We start from the raw sequence: 16,068 nt of genomic DNA on the forward strand, positions 1-16,068 counted from the left end.
ATGTCTTATGGCTCTCTTTTCTTTTTGATCGGAATAAGATATATTCAGTATTGAGTTTATTCAAAAGAGAACCGGAGCGCATCCTGCGTTCGGTAGCAGAGCGGCATCTTAGGAATCGTGGGATTCAGTTAAGCTCACAGGTACACGGCGTTACTTATGAGGTCATGGTCCACTCGTGACTATGTTGTTACGCGTGATTACAGAGACAGCAGGCGATGAACAAGACCGGCTTGAAGCCGGCTGAATGATTCTCATTGGAGATGAATGTGTAAGGAATTCAATGGGGTTTTCAGAACAGGAGGTCGTTAATTTTGAAACGCATGGCAATTGTTCTAGCCGCAGGGCAGGGCAAACGAATGAAATCCAAATTGTACAAGGTACTGCATCCCGTATGCGGTAAACCGATGGTCGGACATGTGCTGGATGCAGCGCTTCGCGCAGGCGTTGAACGCAGCGTAGTTGTTGTCGGACATGGGGCCGAAGCGGTGCAGTCATTTTTAGGTTCCAGAGCGGAGTACGCTCTTCAAGCGGAACAGCTCGGTACTGGTCATGCCGTGAAACAGGTCAAATCCCTGCTCGGTAATGAACATGGGTCAACGATTGTAGTCTGTGGCGACACACCTCTCGTTACCAGCGAAACGTTGGAAGGTCTGATGAAGTTGCATGAGGAAAGTGGCGCAGCCGCTACAGTACTCACAGCTGAGCTCGATAATCCTAAGGGATACGGACGCGTAATCCGCGGGCAGGATGGTTCCGTACAGCGTATTGTTGAACAAAAGGATTGCACACCGCAAGAAGATGCCGTAAAGGAAATTAATACAGGCACGTATTGCTTTGACAATGCAAAGCTGTTTGCGGCACTGGAGAAGGTTACGAACCAGAACGCGCAGGGCGAGTATTATCTGACAGACGTTGTCGGCATTTTCAAGAGCGAGGGCGAAGTCGTCGAAGCTTATATGTCTGACGATATCGCGGAGTCCATTGGAGTTAATGACAGACTTGCTCTTTCACAAGCAGAAGCATATATGCGGGAACGTCTGGCTGTGCGCCATATGTTGAACGGGGTAACGATTATTGATCCTTCATCGACATATATCGGAGCAGATGTTACGATTGGAACAGACACTGTGCTGTATCCGGGAACCGTTCTTAAAGGCACTACTTCGATTGGTGAAGCATGTCATATCGGTCCTCATGCAGATATTGAAGACAGTATCATCCAAGATGGTGCTGCGATTAAACATTCGGTGCTATCCCAGGCAGAAGTTGGTCCTGATGCAACCGTAGGTCCTTTTGCCAATCTGCGCCCTGGCACCAAGTTAGGTCGTAACGTAAAAATTGGTGACTTTGTTGAAGTGAAAAATGCTACAATTGATGAAGGATCTAAAGTGTCACATCTCAGTTATATCGGGGATGCGCAGGTAGGTAAGAACGTAAATGTTGGTTGCGGGGCAATAACGGTCAATTATGATGGATATAATAAAGCTATAACAACCATTGAAGATGATGCTTTTGTAGGTAGCAACGTTAATTTGATCGCACCGATTACGGTTGGTAAAGGCGCTTATGTCGTTGCAGGCTCTACCGTAACACATTCCATTCCTGAGAATGATCTGGCGATTGCTCGTCCACGTCAGGAAAACAAAGCAGGTTATGCGGAGAAAATCCGCGGACGTGCAAAAGCCAAGAAACAAAACGCCAAACCCGAATAAGGGGTTTTGATAACCAATTGCCTCCCGTTACCCGGGAGGTGCCGACATGTCGCAGACGCTTATAGATTCCAATGAACCAGCACGGAGGGTTTTTATTTTATGACTTATTTTGACTCGAAATTAAAAATATTTACTTGCAATTCTAACCCCAAGCTTGCTCATCAAATTGCTGATTATATCGGGATTCCTATGGGTGAATCTCATACAACCAGCTTTAGTGATGGCGAGATTCAAGTGAAACTCTCCGAGAGTGTTCGTGGCTGTCACGTATATATCGTGCAGTCAACTTGCTTGCCGGTTAATGACAATCTGATGGAAATGCTGGTCATGATTGATGCATTGAAACGTGCATCGGCCAAAACAATCAACGTAGTTATTCCGTATTACGGCTATGCGCGCCAAGATCGCAAAGCACGTTCACGTGACCCGATTACGGCAAAGCTGGTTGCCAACCTGATTGAAAAAGCAGGCGCAACACGTGTAATCGCAATGGATTTGCATGCGATGCAGATTCAGGGATTCTTCGACATTCCAGTCGATCATCTGCTGGGTGTGCCGATTCTGGCGCAATATTTCCGCTCGAAACAGATCGAAAACCCGGTTGTGGTGTCACCTGACCACGGTGGTGTGGTTCGTGCGCGCAAACTGGCTGATTTCCTGAATGCACCGCTTGCGATTATCGACAAACGTCGTCCTGAGCCGAACGTCAGCGAAGTTATGAATATTATCGGTAATATCGAAGGTAAAACAGCGATTCTGATAGATGACATCATTGATACTGCCGGAACAATTGTACTGGGAGCGAATGCTCTCATGGAAGGCGGCGTGAAGGAAGTATATGCATGCTGTACTCACCCGGTATTGTCTGGCCCTGCGATGGAACGTTTGGAAAATGCACCGCTGAAGGAAGTCATCGTGACGGATACAATTCCAATTACACATGCAAATCCAACAAGCAAACTTAAAGTGCTTTCTGTAGCACCATTGCTTGGGGAAGCCATCATCCGGGTTCATGAGGAATTGTCAATCAGCAAGCTGTTTGAAATTGAATAGGATGTCTGCATAAAGTAGTAGAGGGGTTACGTCTTCCGGTTGAACGGAAAATGTAACCCCTGTCGGCGTGCCGTTTTTAATGTGATAGAAAACCGCCTGGCGCATTAATATCCCGGGCGGGAAATAAAACGGAAGCGGCGTCTGTGAAAGAGTGTATCGGCAATTTCGACAAATTGACTATCGAAACGGGTAATCACACCAATCTCGATATGGGTATCACGGTCGTACACCTGCACAGGCACGTGATGTTCCAGATGATAAATAAAGTCACTATGTTGAGTCAGTTGTCCGTTATCTTCGCGCAAAACCCGCTCACCTTCCTGGGTGGATAAATGTTCAATACGTACTTTCCTGATATTATATGAAATATAACATTCGAAGTCTATGCCTCACCTAATGGATGCTCGAAGGAGGGAACAAGATGAAGTGGATTGTCGGACTTGGGAATCCAGGTTCAAACTATGCCAAAACCCGGCATAATATCGGTTTTATGGCACTGGATCGATTGGCAGATCGCCATAACATTTCGGTTACACAGAACAAGTGTAAAGCACTGATCGGAGAAGGCAACATTGGAGGCGTCAAAACAGTACTGATCAAACCGATGACCTATATGAACCTCTCGGGTGAATCGGTACGAGCTTACATGGATTTTTATAAAGTGAACCTGGAAGATCTAATCGTTGTATACGACGATATGGATACAGAAATAGGCAAGGTAAGATTGCGTTATCAGGGTAGCGCCGGTGGACATAATGGAATCAAGTCCATTATTCAGCACACAGGTACACAGCAGTTCAACCGGGTTCGTATGGGGATATCAAGGCCTGATCCGGGACATGCCATTGTAGACTACGTACTGTCAACGTTCATGAAGAAAGAAAAAGAAGCGCTGGAGCAGACGATTGAGCAAACATGTGATGCACTGGAATATAGTTTGACGAATACGTTCGAGCAAACGATGGCGAAATTCAACGGCTGATGCATTCCAGTAATATGGCATTTACACTGAAAAAAAGATTAAAGTGACGACTTTGATTCGGACAACCTGGGCATACTGGATGTATAAACCATGTTCAGGAGGCATAACTATGTCAGTGAATTATGTATGTCGGCATTGCCGTACCTTTATTGGCCAGATTGATTCGGCTAAAATTACGGAAGCACAGCTCGGTTTTCATTTCTTGACCCCCGACGAGCGGAGGGATATAATAGCGTATAATTCCGGTGGTGATGTTACCGTTCGGATTACATGCGATTATTGTAAGGAAGCGTTGGAACACAACCCCGAGCTGAGCCTGCTTGCAAATCCGCTCCAGTAGCTATTGCCTGTAGGGATTTAATTAATCTATTGAATGGATAAATGTTGAAAAATGACAGAGAGGATGACCGCGGTTACAGCGGTTTGCCCTTTTTATAGCCTTGGCAGCCTGCTGAGGCTTCTTTTCAGTTGGGACAGAATCAAGGGTGTATTCAACTTTGTAATAGAACTCAGAGTGGTCCTGTAGGAACAGATGTGGAAATATTTGGAGTAATCCTTTATGATGAAACAGGACAAAAAGGAATAAGTATCCAGTTTTAAAAAAATTCCAATGACCGAAGATGCTGCACATCGATGTGCAATAATCTATAATCAAGAAAGTTATAAGAGAGGTGCCCCTTTTGTTACAAGCACTCATACAGGCTTTTTCCAAAGATCCGGACTTTGCGTCCATTACAGCCGGGGTTAAATCCGGCATGAAGGAGCAATTGGTTTCGGGCCTATCCGGTTCGGCTCGTCAGATCATGCTGGCTACGCTGCACCAAGAGATGGATCGACCACTGCTCGTCGTGACACATAATATGTTTGCCGCACAAAAAATAGCGGAAGATTTACAGGAAGCGCTTTCATCAGATCAGGTGTTGATCTATCCTGCGAATGAACTTGTTGCTGCTGAGGCAGCGGTATCTAGTCCGGAGACACTTGCTCAGCGCATTGAAGTATTGGTTCGTTGCGCCCAGGGTTTCAGGGGCATTGTTGTCATTCCTTTTTCAGGGGTAAGACGTTATGTTCCGCTCCCGGAAGTCATGGCAAATGCACATATCCAGATTAAGCAAGGCAGCACGCTTCAACTGGATTCGTTCTTGCTTGAGATGGTAACGCTTGGCTATGAACGGGTTGAGCGAGTTGAATCTCGCGGAGAGATGAGTGTACGTGGAGGCATTATCGACTTCTATCCAGTGACTTCATCGATTGCATATCGGGTGGAGTTATTTGACGACGAAATCGATTCCATTCGTACATTTGACCCTGCGGATCAGCGTTCCATTGAACGGATAGAGGAAATTACTGTTTTGCCATGTAAAGAATTAATCGCTGATCAGGAGCGTATGGAGAAGGCAGCGGATACGGCGGCAATTTTGCTTGAACAGCAGCTGGAGAAAATGACGGATCGCCAGGCCAAGTTGCGCCTTCGGGAAGAGATGCATCGAGAGATTGAGTTGCTGCGTCAGCATGTCTACTTTTCAGAAATGTACAAATACATCTCCCCGCTTTATCCTGAAAATAAAACGATTTATGACTATATGCCAGAAGATACCATTCTAGTGATGGATGAGCCGGCGAGATTGTCGGAAACCTCGAAACAACTGGACAGAGACGAATCGGAGTGGAACTTGCATCTGATGCAAAATGGTAAAACCTTGCCGGATCTGCCGTTATCGGCAGATGGGGATGATTTGCTCTATGAGCGTCCATTCCAGACCATCTTTATGTCGATCTTTTTGCGTCAGGTTCCGCATACCCAGCCACAGAATATTCTGAACTTTATCAGCCGGGGCATGCAGGATTTCCACGGACAGATGAACGTGCTGAAGGCGGAGATGGAACGCTGGCAGAAAGCCGGTGTTCAGGTGTTGATGCTTGCGAATGGTGAGGAACGGATGGACCGGATGCGCCGGGTATTGCAGGATTACGACATTCCTGAGCCGGAGATGCTGAATGGCAATTTGCAAACGGGATTCGAGATGCCGTCCATTCATTTGGCGGTGATCACAGAAGGTGAGATGTTCTCACAGAAGCAGCGTAAAGCCCGTAAACCGATTCGAAACATCGATAATGCCGAGCGTATCAAATCCTATAGCGAGCTGAAAGTGGGCGATTATGTCGTTCACCAGAACCACGGAATTGGTAAATACCTCGGGATTGGTACGCTTGAGGTTGCTGGTATTCACAAAGACTACATGCACATTCTGTATGCAGGCGGCGACAAATTGTCTGTTCCGATTGAACAGATTGATCTCATTCAGAAATATGTGGGTTCCGAAGAGAAGGAGCCGAAAATTTACAAGCTGGGCGGTAACGAGTGGACACGGGTTAAAAATAAGGTTCGTTCATCCGTTCAGGATATCGCCGATGATCTGATCAAGCTGTACGCAGAACGTCAAACATCTAAAGGCTATGGGTTCGACAAGGATTCCGCAGAGCAACAAGAATTCGAAGACATGTTCCCTTACGATGAGACACGTGATCAGATGCGCGCGATTGAAGAAATCAAAAAAGATATGGAACAAAACCGTCCCATGGATCGTTTATTGTGTGGAGACGTTGGTTACGGGAAAACTGAAGTTGCGATTCGGGCTGCATTTAAAGCGGCAATCGAGGGCAAACAGGTAGCGGTATTGGTTCCGACCACAATTTTGGCTCAGCAACACTATGAAACGTTCCGTGAGCGGTTCTCCGGTTATCCGTTTAACATTCATGTCCTTAGCCGATTCCGTTCCCGCAAGGAACAGAATGAGACCGCCAAAGGTATCAAAGCCGGTACAATAGACATTGTTATTGGTACACATCGCTTGCTGTCACAGGATCTGGTGTTCAAAGATCTGGGATTGCTTATTGTCGATGAGGAGCAACGTTTTGGCGTAACACATAAAGAGAAGCTCAAGAAGCTCAAAACCAACGTGGATGTGTTGACCCTCACGGCAACCCCGATTCCGCGTACTTTACACATGTCCATGTTGGGTGTACGTGACTTGTCCGTTATTGAGACACCGCCAGAGAACCGTTTCCCCGTTCAGACCTACGTGGTAGAGCATAGTCAGGCTCTTGTTCGTGAAGCGATTGAGCGTGAGTTGGCGCGTGGTGGTCAGGTATATTATCTCTACAACCGGGTACAAGGCATTCAGGAGATGGCAGCCGAAATCTCGGATCTGGTGCCAGAAGCCAAAGTGGGTGTTGGGCATGGGCAGATGACAGAAACCGAGCTGGAGAAGACGATTCTCGACTTCCTGGACGGAGAGTATGATGTACTGGTGAGCACGAGTATCATTGAAACAGGTGTGGACATTCCGAATGTAAATACACTCATTGTGCATGATGCAGACAAAATGGGACTTTCCCAACTGTATCAGTTGCGTGGAAGGGTAGGACGGTCTAACCGGATTGCCTACGCGTATTTCACATACCAACGGGACAAAGTGCTTACGGAAGTTGCCGAGAAGCGTCTGCAATCCATCAAGGAATTCACAGAGCTTGGTTCAGGCTTCAAAATTGCAATGCGAGACTTGTCCATCCGTGGGGCCGGTAACCTGCTCGGAGCAGAGCAACATGGCTTTATCGCCTCCGTCGGGTTCGATCTGTATTCACAGATGCTGGCGGAAGAGATCAACAAACGTAAAGTTACAATGCTGGGCGAAGAGCCTGTACCTTCCGATCAGTGGAATACAACGCTAGATCTCAGTATCGATGCCTACTTGCCATCGGATTATATTTATGACAGTATTCAGAAGATTGAGATCTATAAAAAGGTCGCAGTTATTGCTTCCTTCGACGATGCAATGGAACTGGAAGACGAACTGGTTGACCGCTTCGGTGATTTACCGGAAGCTGTAATTAATTTGATGGCAGTAGCCCGCCTCAAAGTGTATGGCAAAATCTATGGTATTGAGTCCATCACACAGCGTGGCGATGATCTTACAGTCAAGTTCTATGAAGGACGTGAACATGCCTTCGAGTTGTCAAAAATCGCACACATTGGAAATCAGTTCGAAAGACGTGTACAATTTGAACAAGGACCCCATATGCTGATTCATGTCAAAGGCAAGGGTCTTGGGGATAAGCAACTGATGGAGCTGGTAGAAAAGTTTCTGGAATCCATGAAGACTGCTTTTAAATCAAAGGGGGAACTAAAAGATGTTAGCAAAGTATAAAAAAGTGGGAAAAGTGCTGTCCGTAGGTATGGTAGCAGTACTGTCCCTGTCCTTGCTTGCTGCATGTGGCAAGAAGGAAGAAGCAAAAGCACCGGAATCAACAGATAAAAGTGCTGTTGTAGCTACGTATGATGGTGGCACAATTACAGCGAATGAATTCGACATGGAACAACGTGTCATGAAATTCCTCTATCCGGAATATGCACAAATGATGGAGATGGATGATTTTAAAGAATATCTCGTGAAGCAAGAGATTGCTTATGAATATTTGAGTGGCAAAGCAAGTGAAGAAGCCAAAACGGCTGGAGCCAAAACAGCATCTGAACAATTCGACAAAATGAAGGCTTCCGTGAAGGAAGAGCAATGGACTGAAATGTTAAAGACTCAGAAATTGACTGACCAAAACATTAAAGATTACATGACTCGTATTATGACGGTAATCAAAGATAAAGAAACAGGCGTAACCGAAGATGCCATGAAGGCAGAATTTGAGAAAAACAAAGATCAGTATACAACAGCTTCTGTACGTCATGTGCTGATTACTTTTAAAGATCCTAAAACGCAAAAAGATCGTAAAAAAGAAGACACGTTGAAGCTTGCAAAAGAAGTAAAAGCGAAACTGGATGGCGGCGCTGATTTTGCCGAGATTGCGAAAAAATATTCCGAAGATCCGGGATCTGCTGAAAAAGGTGGACTTTATGAAAATACACCTGTTGCGAATTGGGTAGATTCTTTCAAGGAAGCTGCAAAAACATTGCCGCTGAACAAAATCAGTGATCCGGTTGAAACAGAGTACGGTTATCACATCATGAAAGTGGAAGCACGTACGGAAGCAGATTACTCCAAGTTGACGGCAGAGCAAAAAGAGACACTGAAAAGCCAACTGGCGGCTGCTCAAATCGATACGTTTATGCAAAAAGAGCTGGATAAAATCATCAAAGAAGTGAAACTTCCAAAAACGGAGAAAAAAGAGGAAGGCACTACTGAAGGTTCGACAGGTACTGGTACAGAAGGCACGAAAACAGATGGATCAAAAACCGATTCTAAAGGTACGGATGCGAAAACAGATCAAGGTACAACAGGAACAGACAAAGATGCAAAAACCGAAGAAGGTACAAGCAGTAAATAGTTTGACTCACAGTGATTTTAACATGCGTTTCAGAGAAGCCTGAGAAGCTTGCTGAACCGGGTTATATTCACCGTAATATGGACAACCTATAACGAAGTACAGGGAGAACTACGGTTCTTTCTGTTGCTTCGTTTTTTGGTTTACATGGAGCGTAAACGACTGGAGATACAATTTTTATTACTTTATAAAAAAGTTAATTCACGATATTCCGCAAAGCATGTATAAGGATATGGGAACAGATGAATACTATGGTCAAGAAATCACACTAAACGTTCTGGGACTTTCCTCTACCCATTAAGGAACAGTAGTTGAAAAATCTTCTCGAGAAAGTGGGGCAACATGTAAATGAAAGCTACTGGTATTGTCCGCCGTATAGATGACCTGGGTCGTGTGGTCATTCCTAAAGAAATCCGTCGTACGTTGCGTATTCGTGAGGGAGATCCGCTTGAAATTTTTGTGGATCGGGATGGAGAAGTTATTCTTAAAAAATATTCGCCCATTGGAGAACTTGGTGATTTTGCCAAAGAATATGCAGAATCGCTGTATGAGAGTACAGGTCACGTTACGATGATTTCTGACCGGGATACCATTATCACGGTGGCAGGCGGATCCAAGAAAGAGTATTTGGATAAACAGGTTGGCAGCCTTGTGGAGAGTTGCATGGAAAACCGTAAGACAATTATGGAAGCAACCAATGGTACTTATGAGCTTAGCAAAGATCATGACGAGACGTTATCCTCTTTTGTTATCGCGCCAATTATCTCTGGTGGTGATCCCATCGGAACCGTTATCCTGTTCAACAAGGATGAATCCGTGAAGATGTCTCAGATGGAGACTAAAATGGCTGAGACGGCTGCTGGCTTCCTTGGCAAACAAATGGAACAATAGATAGCAGATGGACTCCTGTGAGCCTGAACCGGGCATACGGGAGTTTTTGCTTTTTACATATAAGTTGAACTATAAGTGTTTACACAAGTACTCCGATGACAGAATAAACTTTCAATCGCTGTTATCCCCAGATTTTTTTGGATTCCCTTTTCCAAAGGGGAAAATCCGGTGATAAAGGCGAGGCATATGCTTCCGATGCAGCTTTCTTTCAGGGAGGCTAGAGGTTTTGATCTGATCACAGGTTGTGGCTCAAAGGATGTTCGTATTGTGTGCCTTCTGGCAGGTATAATAGCAAAGGAAGCTTTATGCTTCGTTTGAATGCCAGAATACACATGGAAGGAACCGGGAAATTGATAAAACAGCCATCTTCAGGAACAAGGCTGCTACAGGGTGCTTTTATCCTTGGGCTTGCCGTCATTATCTCCAAAATCATTGGTGCTTTTCAAAAAATTCCTCTTCAAAATCTGGGGGGAGACGGTGTCTTTGGTATCTACAATACGGTCTATCCGTTATATATGCTCATTATTACGCTGGCTGCGGCTGGGTTGCCCTTGGCTGTATCCAAATTCGTAGCTGAACAGAATGCCCTCGGCAGACCAGACGAGAGCCGAAGAATTATACGATTATCTTCGATGTTGCTTGGCGGATTAGGTATGATTACCGCGATGGTGATGTATGGAAGTGCACCGTGGATCGCAGGTCTGATTGGAAATCAGCATGTGATTCCTTCCATCCGTGCAGCATCCCTGGCCTTGTTATGTGTACCGCTGATGACAGGTTTACGTGGATACTTCCAGGGGATGCAGCAGATGGTGCCTACAGCCGTATCTCAGGTGGTCGAACAGACGGTGCGGGTCACGGTCATGATTGTGGTGTTATTATGGCTGATCCGCCAGGATGCTTCGCTTGAAACGGTTGCTTCCGGGGCAATGTTAGGCTCGGTAGCCGGAGGATGTGCAGGGCTCATCGTCATGTTGGGATTCGTAAATAGACATCGGCGGAAAGAGCAGGAAGTACATTCGATGGATAGAGAGCCGATGTACACAGAAGATCGCAAGAAAAAGGGAGAGACAGTATGTGAAGAGTCTTTGGATTCAGGGGCAGATCGGCATACTGGAGTAGTGGAACATGATGTTGCAGTAGTTGGAGGAAGCGGTCAAGCTCGGAAGATCAGACGCTCAAATACCGAATGGATGCGTACTTTGCTTGTCTATGCCATTCCGGTTTGTCTTGGATCACTGGCAGTGCCCCTGATGAATCTGGTGGACACCTTTACCGTTCCACGTCTGCTACGCGGTGAAGGGCTGGATGATATGCAAACGATGGTATCCTTCGGCATATACAACCGCGGATTGCCACTGGTGCAGCTGGTGACGATGCTTGCCACGTCACTCTCGGTGCTGTTTATTCCGGCGATGGCCGAAGCGCGCCTGAAGGGCGGGCCAGAAGCCGTCAGGAAGCAAGCGGGCATGGCGCTGCGCTGGTTCTGGCTGATCGGTCTGGCAGCCTCTGCAGGACTTGCGGTGCTGGCAGACCCGATTAACCGCATGCTGTACGGGGATGCCGCAGGCACCGAAGCATTGCGGTATATGGCGCTGACGGCTGCAGGTAGCACCGTCAGCATCATCGCGGCGGCGCTGCTGCAAGGCCTCGGCGCCGTGCGTGCTCCTGCGTTCAGCATGCTGGCCGCAGCAGGCGTCAAGGTGCTGCTGAACGTCATGCTTGTGCCAGCGCTAGGCATCAGCGGCGCGGCACTTGCAGGTGCAGCCGCCTATATGCTGGCGGCTGGCCTGAATGTGGTGCTTCTGGCGCGGCTCACCGCCATGCGCCCTGCTCTTGGCGCCGTCTTGGCGAAGCCGGCGCTGGTGATCGCCGCCATGAGCCTGGCGGCGCTAGGCATGGCCTGGGCCGCCGAAGCAGTGCTCGGCGGCTTGGGCATCGCAGCCACGCATCGGCTGGCTGCGATGGGCGTGAGCCTGCTGGGCATTGCCGCAGGCGCAGCCGTGTTTGTGCTGGCCGCGGCCCGGACAGGGTTACTGACCGCCGCAGAGCTGGCGGCCTTGCCGAAGCTGGGGCCGCGTCTGGCGCAGCTGTTGCGCAGACTGCGTGTACTGCACTAGCCAAATCATAGTTGCTATAGTGTAAGTTGATGGAGGGCCAGTACGACTGAACAGCATGAAACAGCTACGCAGATGCAATTATAGGATATCGACAGATTCTGGTATAATACGTTTAATTATTGAGCGCCATCCTGTTCAGATAAAAAAGAGAGATGCTCATGCGCACATTGAAATGGTACATGAGTTAGAGGTCGCTCGGAAAAGCAGGATGGTTCGGATGGAGGTTAAGTGTAATGAGTGCAGCTTTGACAGTGGTAGGTCTTGGATCTGGAGATGCGGACCAACTGACTTTAGGTATTATTAAAAAAATGAAACATGCGGCTACATTGTATGTACGCACATTGGATCATCCTGTCTTGAATGATTTACAGCAGGAAGGGCTAGAGATGACGTCGTTTGACACAATCTATGAGTCCAAATCCTCCTTCCCGGAGGTTTACGATGAGATTGCGAACCAATTAATCGACGCGGCTCGTAGCGGCGATGCAGGCACCGAGATTGTCTATGCTGTACCAGGCCATCCAATGGTGGCCGAAGCCAGTGTACGACTTTTGAAAGAACGTTGTCCGCAGCAGGGCATTTCCTTACGTATTATGGGCGGAGAGAGCTTCCTGGATGAAGCCTTTATCCGACTTGGATTCGACCCTATTGAAGGCTTTCAACTGCTTGATGCAAGTAGCCTCAGCCCCGAATTGATACAACCCCAGCTGCATACGTTGATTGGACAAGTCTACGACGGTTTTACTGCATCCGATGTGAAGCTATGTCTAATGGAAGTATACCCGGATGATTATCCGGTGTTTGTGGGCCATGCACTTGGCGTACAAGATCAGGAAGTCATCCATAAGGTACCACTGCATGAGTTGGATCGTACCCCGGGATATGGCAACCTGTCACTGATCTATGTGCCGAAAAATACAGATGATGCATTACGCCGCCGTTCTTTCGCGCGATTGCACGAGATCGTAAACATTCTTCGCAGTCCGGGTGGCTGTCCATGGGATCAGGAGCAGACACATCAGTCGATTCGTAAAAACCTGATTGAAGAGACATACGAAGTGATTGAAACTATCGATGAGGATGACCCGGATCACATGAAAGAAGAACTGGGTGATCTGTTGTTGCAAATTATGTTGCATTCTCAGATGGAGGAAGAGGTTGGCACATTCAACGTATATGACGTTATAGAAGGACTTAATGACAAGTTGATTTTCCGTCACCCGCACGTATTTGGCGATAATCAAGCACAAGACGCGAATGAAGCCCTGCAAAACTGGGAACAGATGAAAGCAGAGGAGAAAAAACGTAAAGGCCAGGACGTAGAAAAAACTTCCGTACTGGACGGTATCCCCCGTGATCTGCCTGCACTTATGAAAGGATATAAGCTCCAGAAGAAGGCCGCCAAAGTTGGCTTTGACTGGGATGATGTGGAGGGCGTTTTTGCCAAGATCGAAGAAGAACTGGCTGAACTCAGAGAAGCGGTACAGCAAGGGCATGATGCAGAAGCACGCAAGCTTGAACTCGGTGATGTGTTATTTGCCACGGCGAATGTGGCACGTTTTATTGACACAGATCCGGAGGAGGCTCTTGCCGCCACGAACCGCAAGTTTGTGGCAAGGTTTCAGTACATTGAGGATCGGTTGCGTGAACAGGGCAAAACACCTGCGGAAAGTACGGTAGAAGAGATGGAACGGTTCTGGCAACAGGCAAAGAAGGCCGGGCTCTGATTTTACTGATTTGTAAAAATACCCAGACACCGTATTCCATCAGGCTCGGCAGTGTGTTATGATGATACGAACGTGTGTTCAGCATTATATTGAGTCTGGTGTTTGAAGAGACATCATATCGGGTACTGGACTAAGATGATTCTCTGTCATGCAACGGCATAAGTTAAAAAAAGTCGTTGGTCAAGGCAGGAATTTAGCATGAAAGCCAGAATACATGTGTAGTAACCGTGCGAGAATCAACTTGGTTATTTTAAAACAGCCAAGGCTCGCAGATACTTTTTTTTCAATTTGGGAGGCTTTTAACATGAACAAAACAGACCTGATCAACAACATTTCAAACAAAAGCGGTTTGACAAAGAAAGATGTCGAGTCCGTATTGAACGGCTTTTTAGGAGAAATTACAGATGCACTTGCCAGCGGAGACAAAGTACAATTGATCGGCTTTGGCACTTTTGAGACCCGCAAACGTTCTGGTCGTACGGGACGTAACCCACAAACAGGGAATGAGATTGTGATTCCTGAGTCCACTGTTCCTGCATTCAAAGCAGGTAACAAACTTAAAGAAGCTGTAAAATAATGCGTCTTGATAAATTCCTGAAGGTATCTCGGTTGATCAAACGCCGTACTGTAGCCAAGGACGTTTCTGAACAGGGACGTGTTCTTGTAAATGGACGGGAAGCCAAGCCCAGCGCTGCTGTAAAGGTAGGCGATGAGCTGACGGTTCAGTTCGGTCAGAAGCTAGTCACCGTGAAGGTGGAGCGTCTTGCTGAGAGTACCAAGAAGGATGAGGCAAGCAGCCTCTATACCTTGGTTAAGGAAGAGCCGATTGCCAAGGATAACGGGATGGATTGGTAACAGAAATTTCTGATACATCTTTAGATCATTTAAATGAAGCGTTCTCCCAGTAAAGGGAGGACGCTTTTATGTTTTTTCCCATAGACAAATGGAAAGATCAAAGAGACAGGAGTTCTAATCTGGGTATCTCATCCATAAGCTAGGTACAAAAGAAGGAGGGGTACATGCCATGGCTGAGCACGGAAAAGCTAAACAACACTATCTAAACATGCAAAATAGGAAACTGCTGGATCTAACAGGGGTTTCGAATGTGGAGAGCTTTGACAGTGAGGAGTTCTTGCTACAGACCGAACTTGGGCATCTGACGATCCGGGGGCACAATTTACATATCAAGAACCTGAGCCTGGAGGAAGGTCTTTTATCCATTGAGGGTACGGTTAGTTCACTTCAGTATCTCGATCCCGGTTCCCAGTCCAAAAACAGTAAAGGCCTGTTTGGCAAGATGTTCCGATGATTCTGGATGCGCAGTGGATCACACTGACCTGGATGGTGTTATCGGGAGTTGTGATGGGTGTAGCTTATGACAGTTACCGGGTACTGTCAGGACAGCTGCGATTTCCGAGGTGGAGCATCCACACGTTAGACCTGTTGTATTGGGTCGCTTCCGCACTGTTCGTTTTCCGGATGTTGTATGCCGGAAACCACGGACAGTTGCGGTTTTATGTCTTTTTGGGGCTGATTATCGGAGTTTGCTTCTATTTTTGGCTTTTAAGTGTTACAACCCAGCATTTTGTGGTAATGTTAATTAAACTCGCGAGAACACTCATCCAGTGGTGTGGACATATCCTTAACATCCTGATTGTTGTGCCAGCGAAGGGAATATACAGATTGGTTCGTGTAATATTTGGTTTCATCATCGCGATCCTGCTATTCCTGGGCAAGCTGGTGTTGCAATGTTTAATCCCTTTCGGCAAGTTGTTCCGCTGGATGTTTAGGCCGCTACTGAGATATTGGGTAACGCCTCGATGGATGATCCAAGCGGGTACAAGAATTGCAGCGATATGGAAACGCTGGTTTCAAGGAGGTCGTCCGGGGAATGAGTAGAACACCTGTGGGTAGTAAGAAGAGCCCAGCTAACCAGGGAAAATCTGCTGGTGCACGAAGGCGTCTGATGCTTTGGTTGACATTTGTTGCTGTATTCGCGATCTGGGCAGGATATACGTTTCTTGTACAGAATGCGCAAATTTCGGACAAGAGTGATTACTTGGCCACACAGCAAACTTCGCAGCAGGATACGCAGAAACAGCTCGAGCAGCTGAAGTATGAGGTCAGTCGGTTGAAGGACCCTGAATACATAGGACAGCTGGCACGAAAAAAAGGTTACTATCTTCCTGAAGAAACACCAATTCAGGTCGAAGGGTCAGGGAACTGATGGAATCCAGTCTTTTGCTAAG

The 16,068-nt window shown here is 46.9% G+C and carries 15 protein-coding genes; 14 read left to right on the forward strand and 1 reads right to left on the reverse strand.

Annotation, left to right across the window (positions count from 1 at the left end):
- The first annotated feature begins 320 nt into the window (after positions 1 to 320).
- Together glmU and H7T88_RS13150 are read left to right on the forward strand one after the other, a co-directional pair.
- Positions 321 to 1,712 (forward strand): bifunctional UDP-N-acetylglucosamine diphosphorylase/glucosamine-1-phosphate N-acetyltransferase GlmU, encoded by a 1,392-nt coding sequence (gene glmU, locus H7T88_RS13145; RefSeq protein WP_260510897.1) that lies wholly within the window; start codon positions 321 to 323, stop codon positions 1,710 to 1,712.
- Between the two features lie 99 nt (positions 1,713 to 1,811).
- The gene (locus H7T88_RS13150; RefSeq protein ID WP_017691370.1) at positions 1,812 to 2,765 is read left to right on the forward strand and encodes a ribose-phosphate diphosphokinase; all 954 of its coding nucleotides are present in this window, start codon (positions 1,812 to 1,814) and stop codon (positions 2,763 to 2,765) included.
- 104 nt (positions 2,766 to 2,869) lie between these two features.
- Here H7T88_RS13150 and H7T88_RS13155 read toward each other — a convergent pair whose 3' ends face one another.
- Positions 2,870 to 3,070, reverse strand: coding sequence for a hypothetical protein (locus tag H7T88_RS13155; RefSeq protein WP_090924609.1), 201 nt, complete (start codon positions 3,068 to 3,070; stop codon positions 2,870 to 2,872).
- A 116-nt stretch (positions 3,071 to 3,186) separates the two neighbouring features.
- Between H7T88_RS13155 and pth the strand changes: the two genes are divergently transcribed.
- The 12 genes from pth to H7T88_RS13215 all read left to right on the forward strand — a co-directional run bounded on the left by pth (position 3,187) and on the right by H7T88_RS13215 (position 16,046).
- Entirely contained in the window at positions 3,187 to 3,747 is a 561-nt protein-coding gene (gene pth, locus H7T88_RS13160) for an aminoacyl-tRNA hydrolase (protein WP_221788846.1), read from the forward strand.
- 109 nt (positions 3,748 to 3,856) lie between these two features.
- Positions 3,857 to 4,087, forward strand: a complete 231-nt coding sequence (gene fin / locus H7T88_RS13165; protein ID WP_090924611.1) for an anti-sigma-F factor Fin — start codon at positions 3,857 to 3,859, stop codon at positions 4,085 to 4,087.
- 340 nt (positions 4,088 to 4,427) lie between these two features.
- Positions 4,428 to 7,955, forward strand: a complete 3,528-nt coding sequence (mfd, locus tag H7T88_RS13170) for a transcription-repair coupling factor (protein ID WP_154960448.1) — start codon at positions 4,428 to 4,430, stop codon at positions 7,953 to 7,955.
- Positions 7,939 to 9,084 carry a peptidylprolyl isomerase gene (locus tag H7T88_RS13175; RefSeq protein WP_221788847.1) on the forward strand — a complete coding sequence of 382 codons (1,146 nt, stop codon included), beginning with the start codon at positions 7,939 to 7,941 and terminating at the stop codon, positions 9,082 to 9,084. Before mfd ends, H7T88_RS13175 begins: the two co-directional genes overlap by 17 nt.
- A 345-nt stretch (positions 9,085 to 9,429) precedes the next feature.
- Positions 9,430 to 9,972 carry a stage V sporulation protein T gene (gene spoVT, locus H7T88_RS13180; protein ID WP_090924614.1) on the forward strand — a complete coding sequence of 181 codons (543 nt, stop codon included), beginning with the start codon at positions 9,430 to 9,432 and terminating at the stop codon, positions 9,970 to 9,972.
- Between the two features lie 353 nt (positions 9,973 to 10,325).
- Positions 10,326 to 12,092 carry a putative polysaccharide biosynthesis protein gene (locus H7T88_RS13185; RefSeq protein ID WP_221788867.1) on the forward strand — a complete coding sequence of 589 codons (1,767 nt, stop codon included), beginning with the start codon at positions 10,326 to 10,328 and terminating at the stop codon, positions 12,090 to 12,092.
- Between the two features lie 233 nt (positions 12,093 to 12,325).
- Positions 12,326 to 13,819, forward strand: a complete 1,494-nt coding sequence (yabN, locus tag H7T88_RS13190; protein WP_221788848.1) for a bifunctional methyltransferase/pyrophosphohydrolase YabN — start codon at positions 12,326 to 12,328, stop codon at positions 13,817 to 13,819.
- Positions 13,820 to 14,123: 304 nt separating this feature from the next.
- Positions 14,124 to 14,396, forward strand: a complete 273-nt coding sequence (locus H7T88_RS13195; RefSeq protein ID WP_090924617.1) for an HU family DNA-binding protein — start codon at positions 14,124 to 14,126, stop codon at positions 14,394 to 14,396.
- Entirely contained in the window at positions 14,396 to 14,674 is a 279-nt protein-coding gene (locus H7T88_RS13200; protein WP_090924618.1) for an RNA-binding S4 domain-containing protein, read from the forward strand. The genes H7T88_RS13195 and H7T88_RS13200 overlap by 1 nt, the downstream gene beginning before the upstream one ends.
- A gap of 169 nt (positions 14,675 to 14,843) precedes the next feature.
- The gene (gene yabP, locus H7T88_RS13205; RefSeq protein WP_090924619.1) at positions 14,844 to 15,128 is read left to right on the forward strand and encodes a sporulation protein YabP; all 285 of its coding nucleotides are present in this window, start codon (positions 14,844 to 14,846) and stop codon (positions 15,126 to 15,128) included.
- Positions 15,125 to 15,718, forward strand: a complete 594-nt coding sequence (yabQ, locus tag H7T88_RS13210) for a spore cortex biosynthesis protein YabQ (protein WP_221788850.1) — start codon at positions 15,125 to 15,127, stop codon at positions 15,716 to 15,718. Before yabP ends, yabQ begins: the two co-directional genes overlap by 4 nt.
- Entirely contained in the window at positions 15,711 to 16,046 is a 336-nt protein-coding gene (locus tag H7T88_RS13215; protein WP_090924621.1) for a septum formation initiator family protein, read from the forward strand. Before yabQ ends, H7T88_RS13215 begins: the two co-directional genes overlap by 8 nt.
- The last annotated feature ends 22 nt before the right edge of the window (positions 16,047 to 16,068 follow it).

It is taken from the genome of Paenibacillus cucumis (ex Kampfer et al. 2016), from assembly GCF_019748695.1.
Lineage (GTDB): Bacteria > Bacillota > Bacilli > Paenibacillales > Paenibacillaceae > Paenibacillus > Paenibacillus polysaccharolyticus.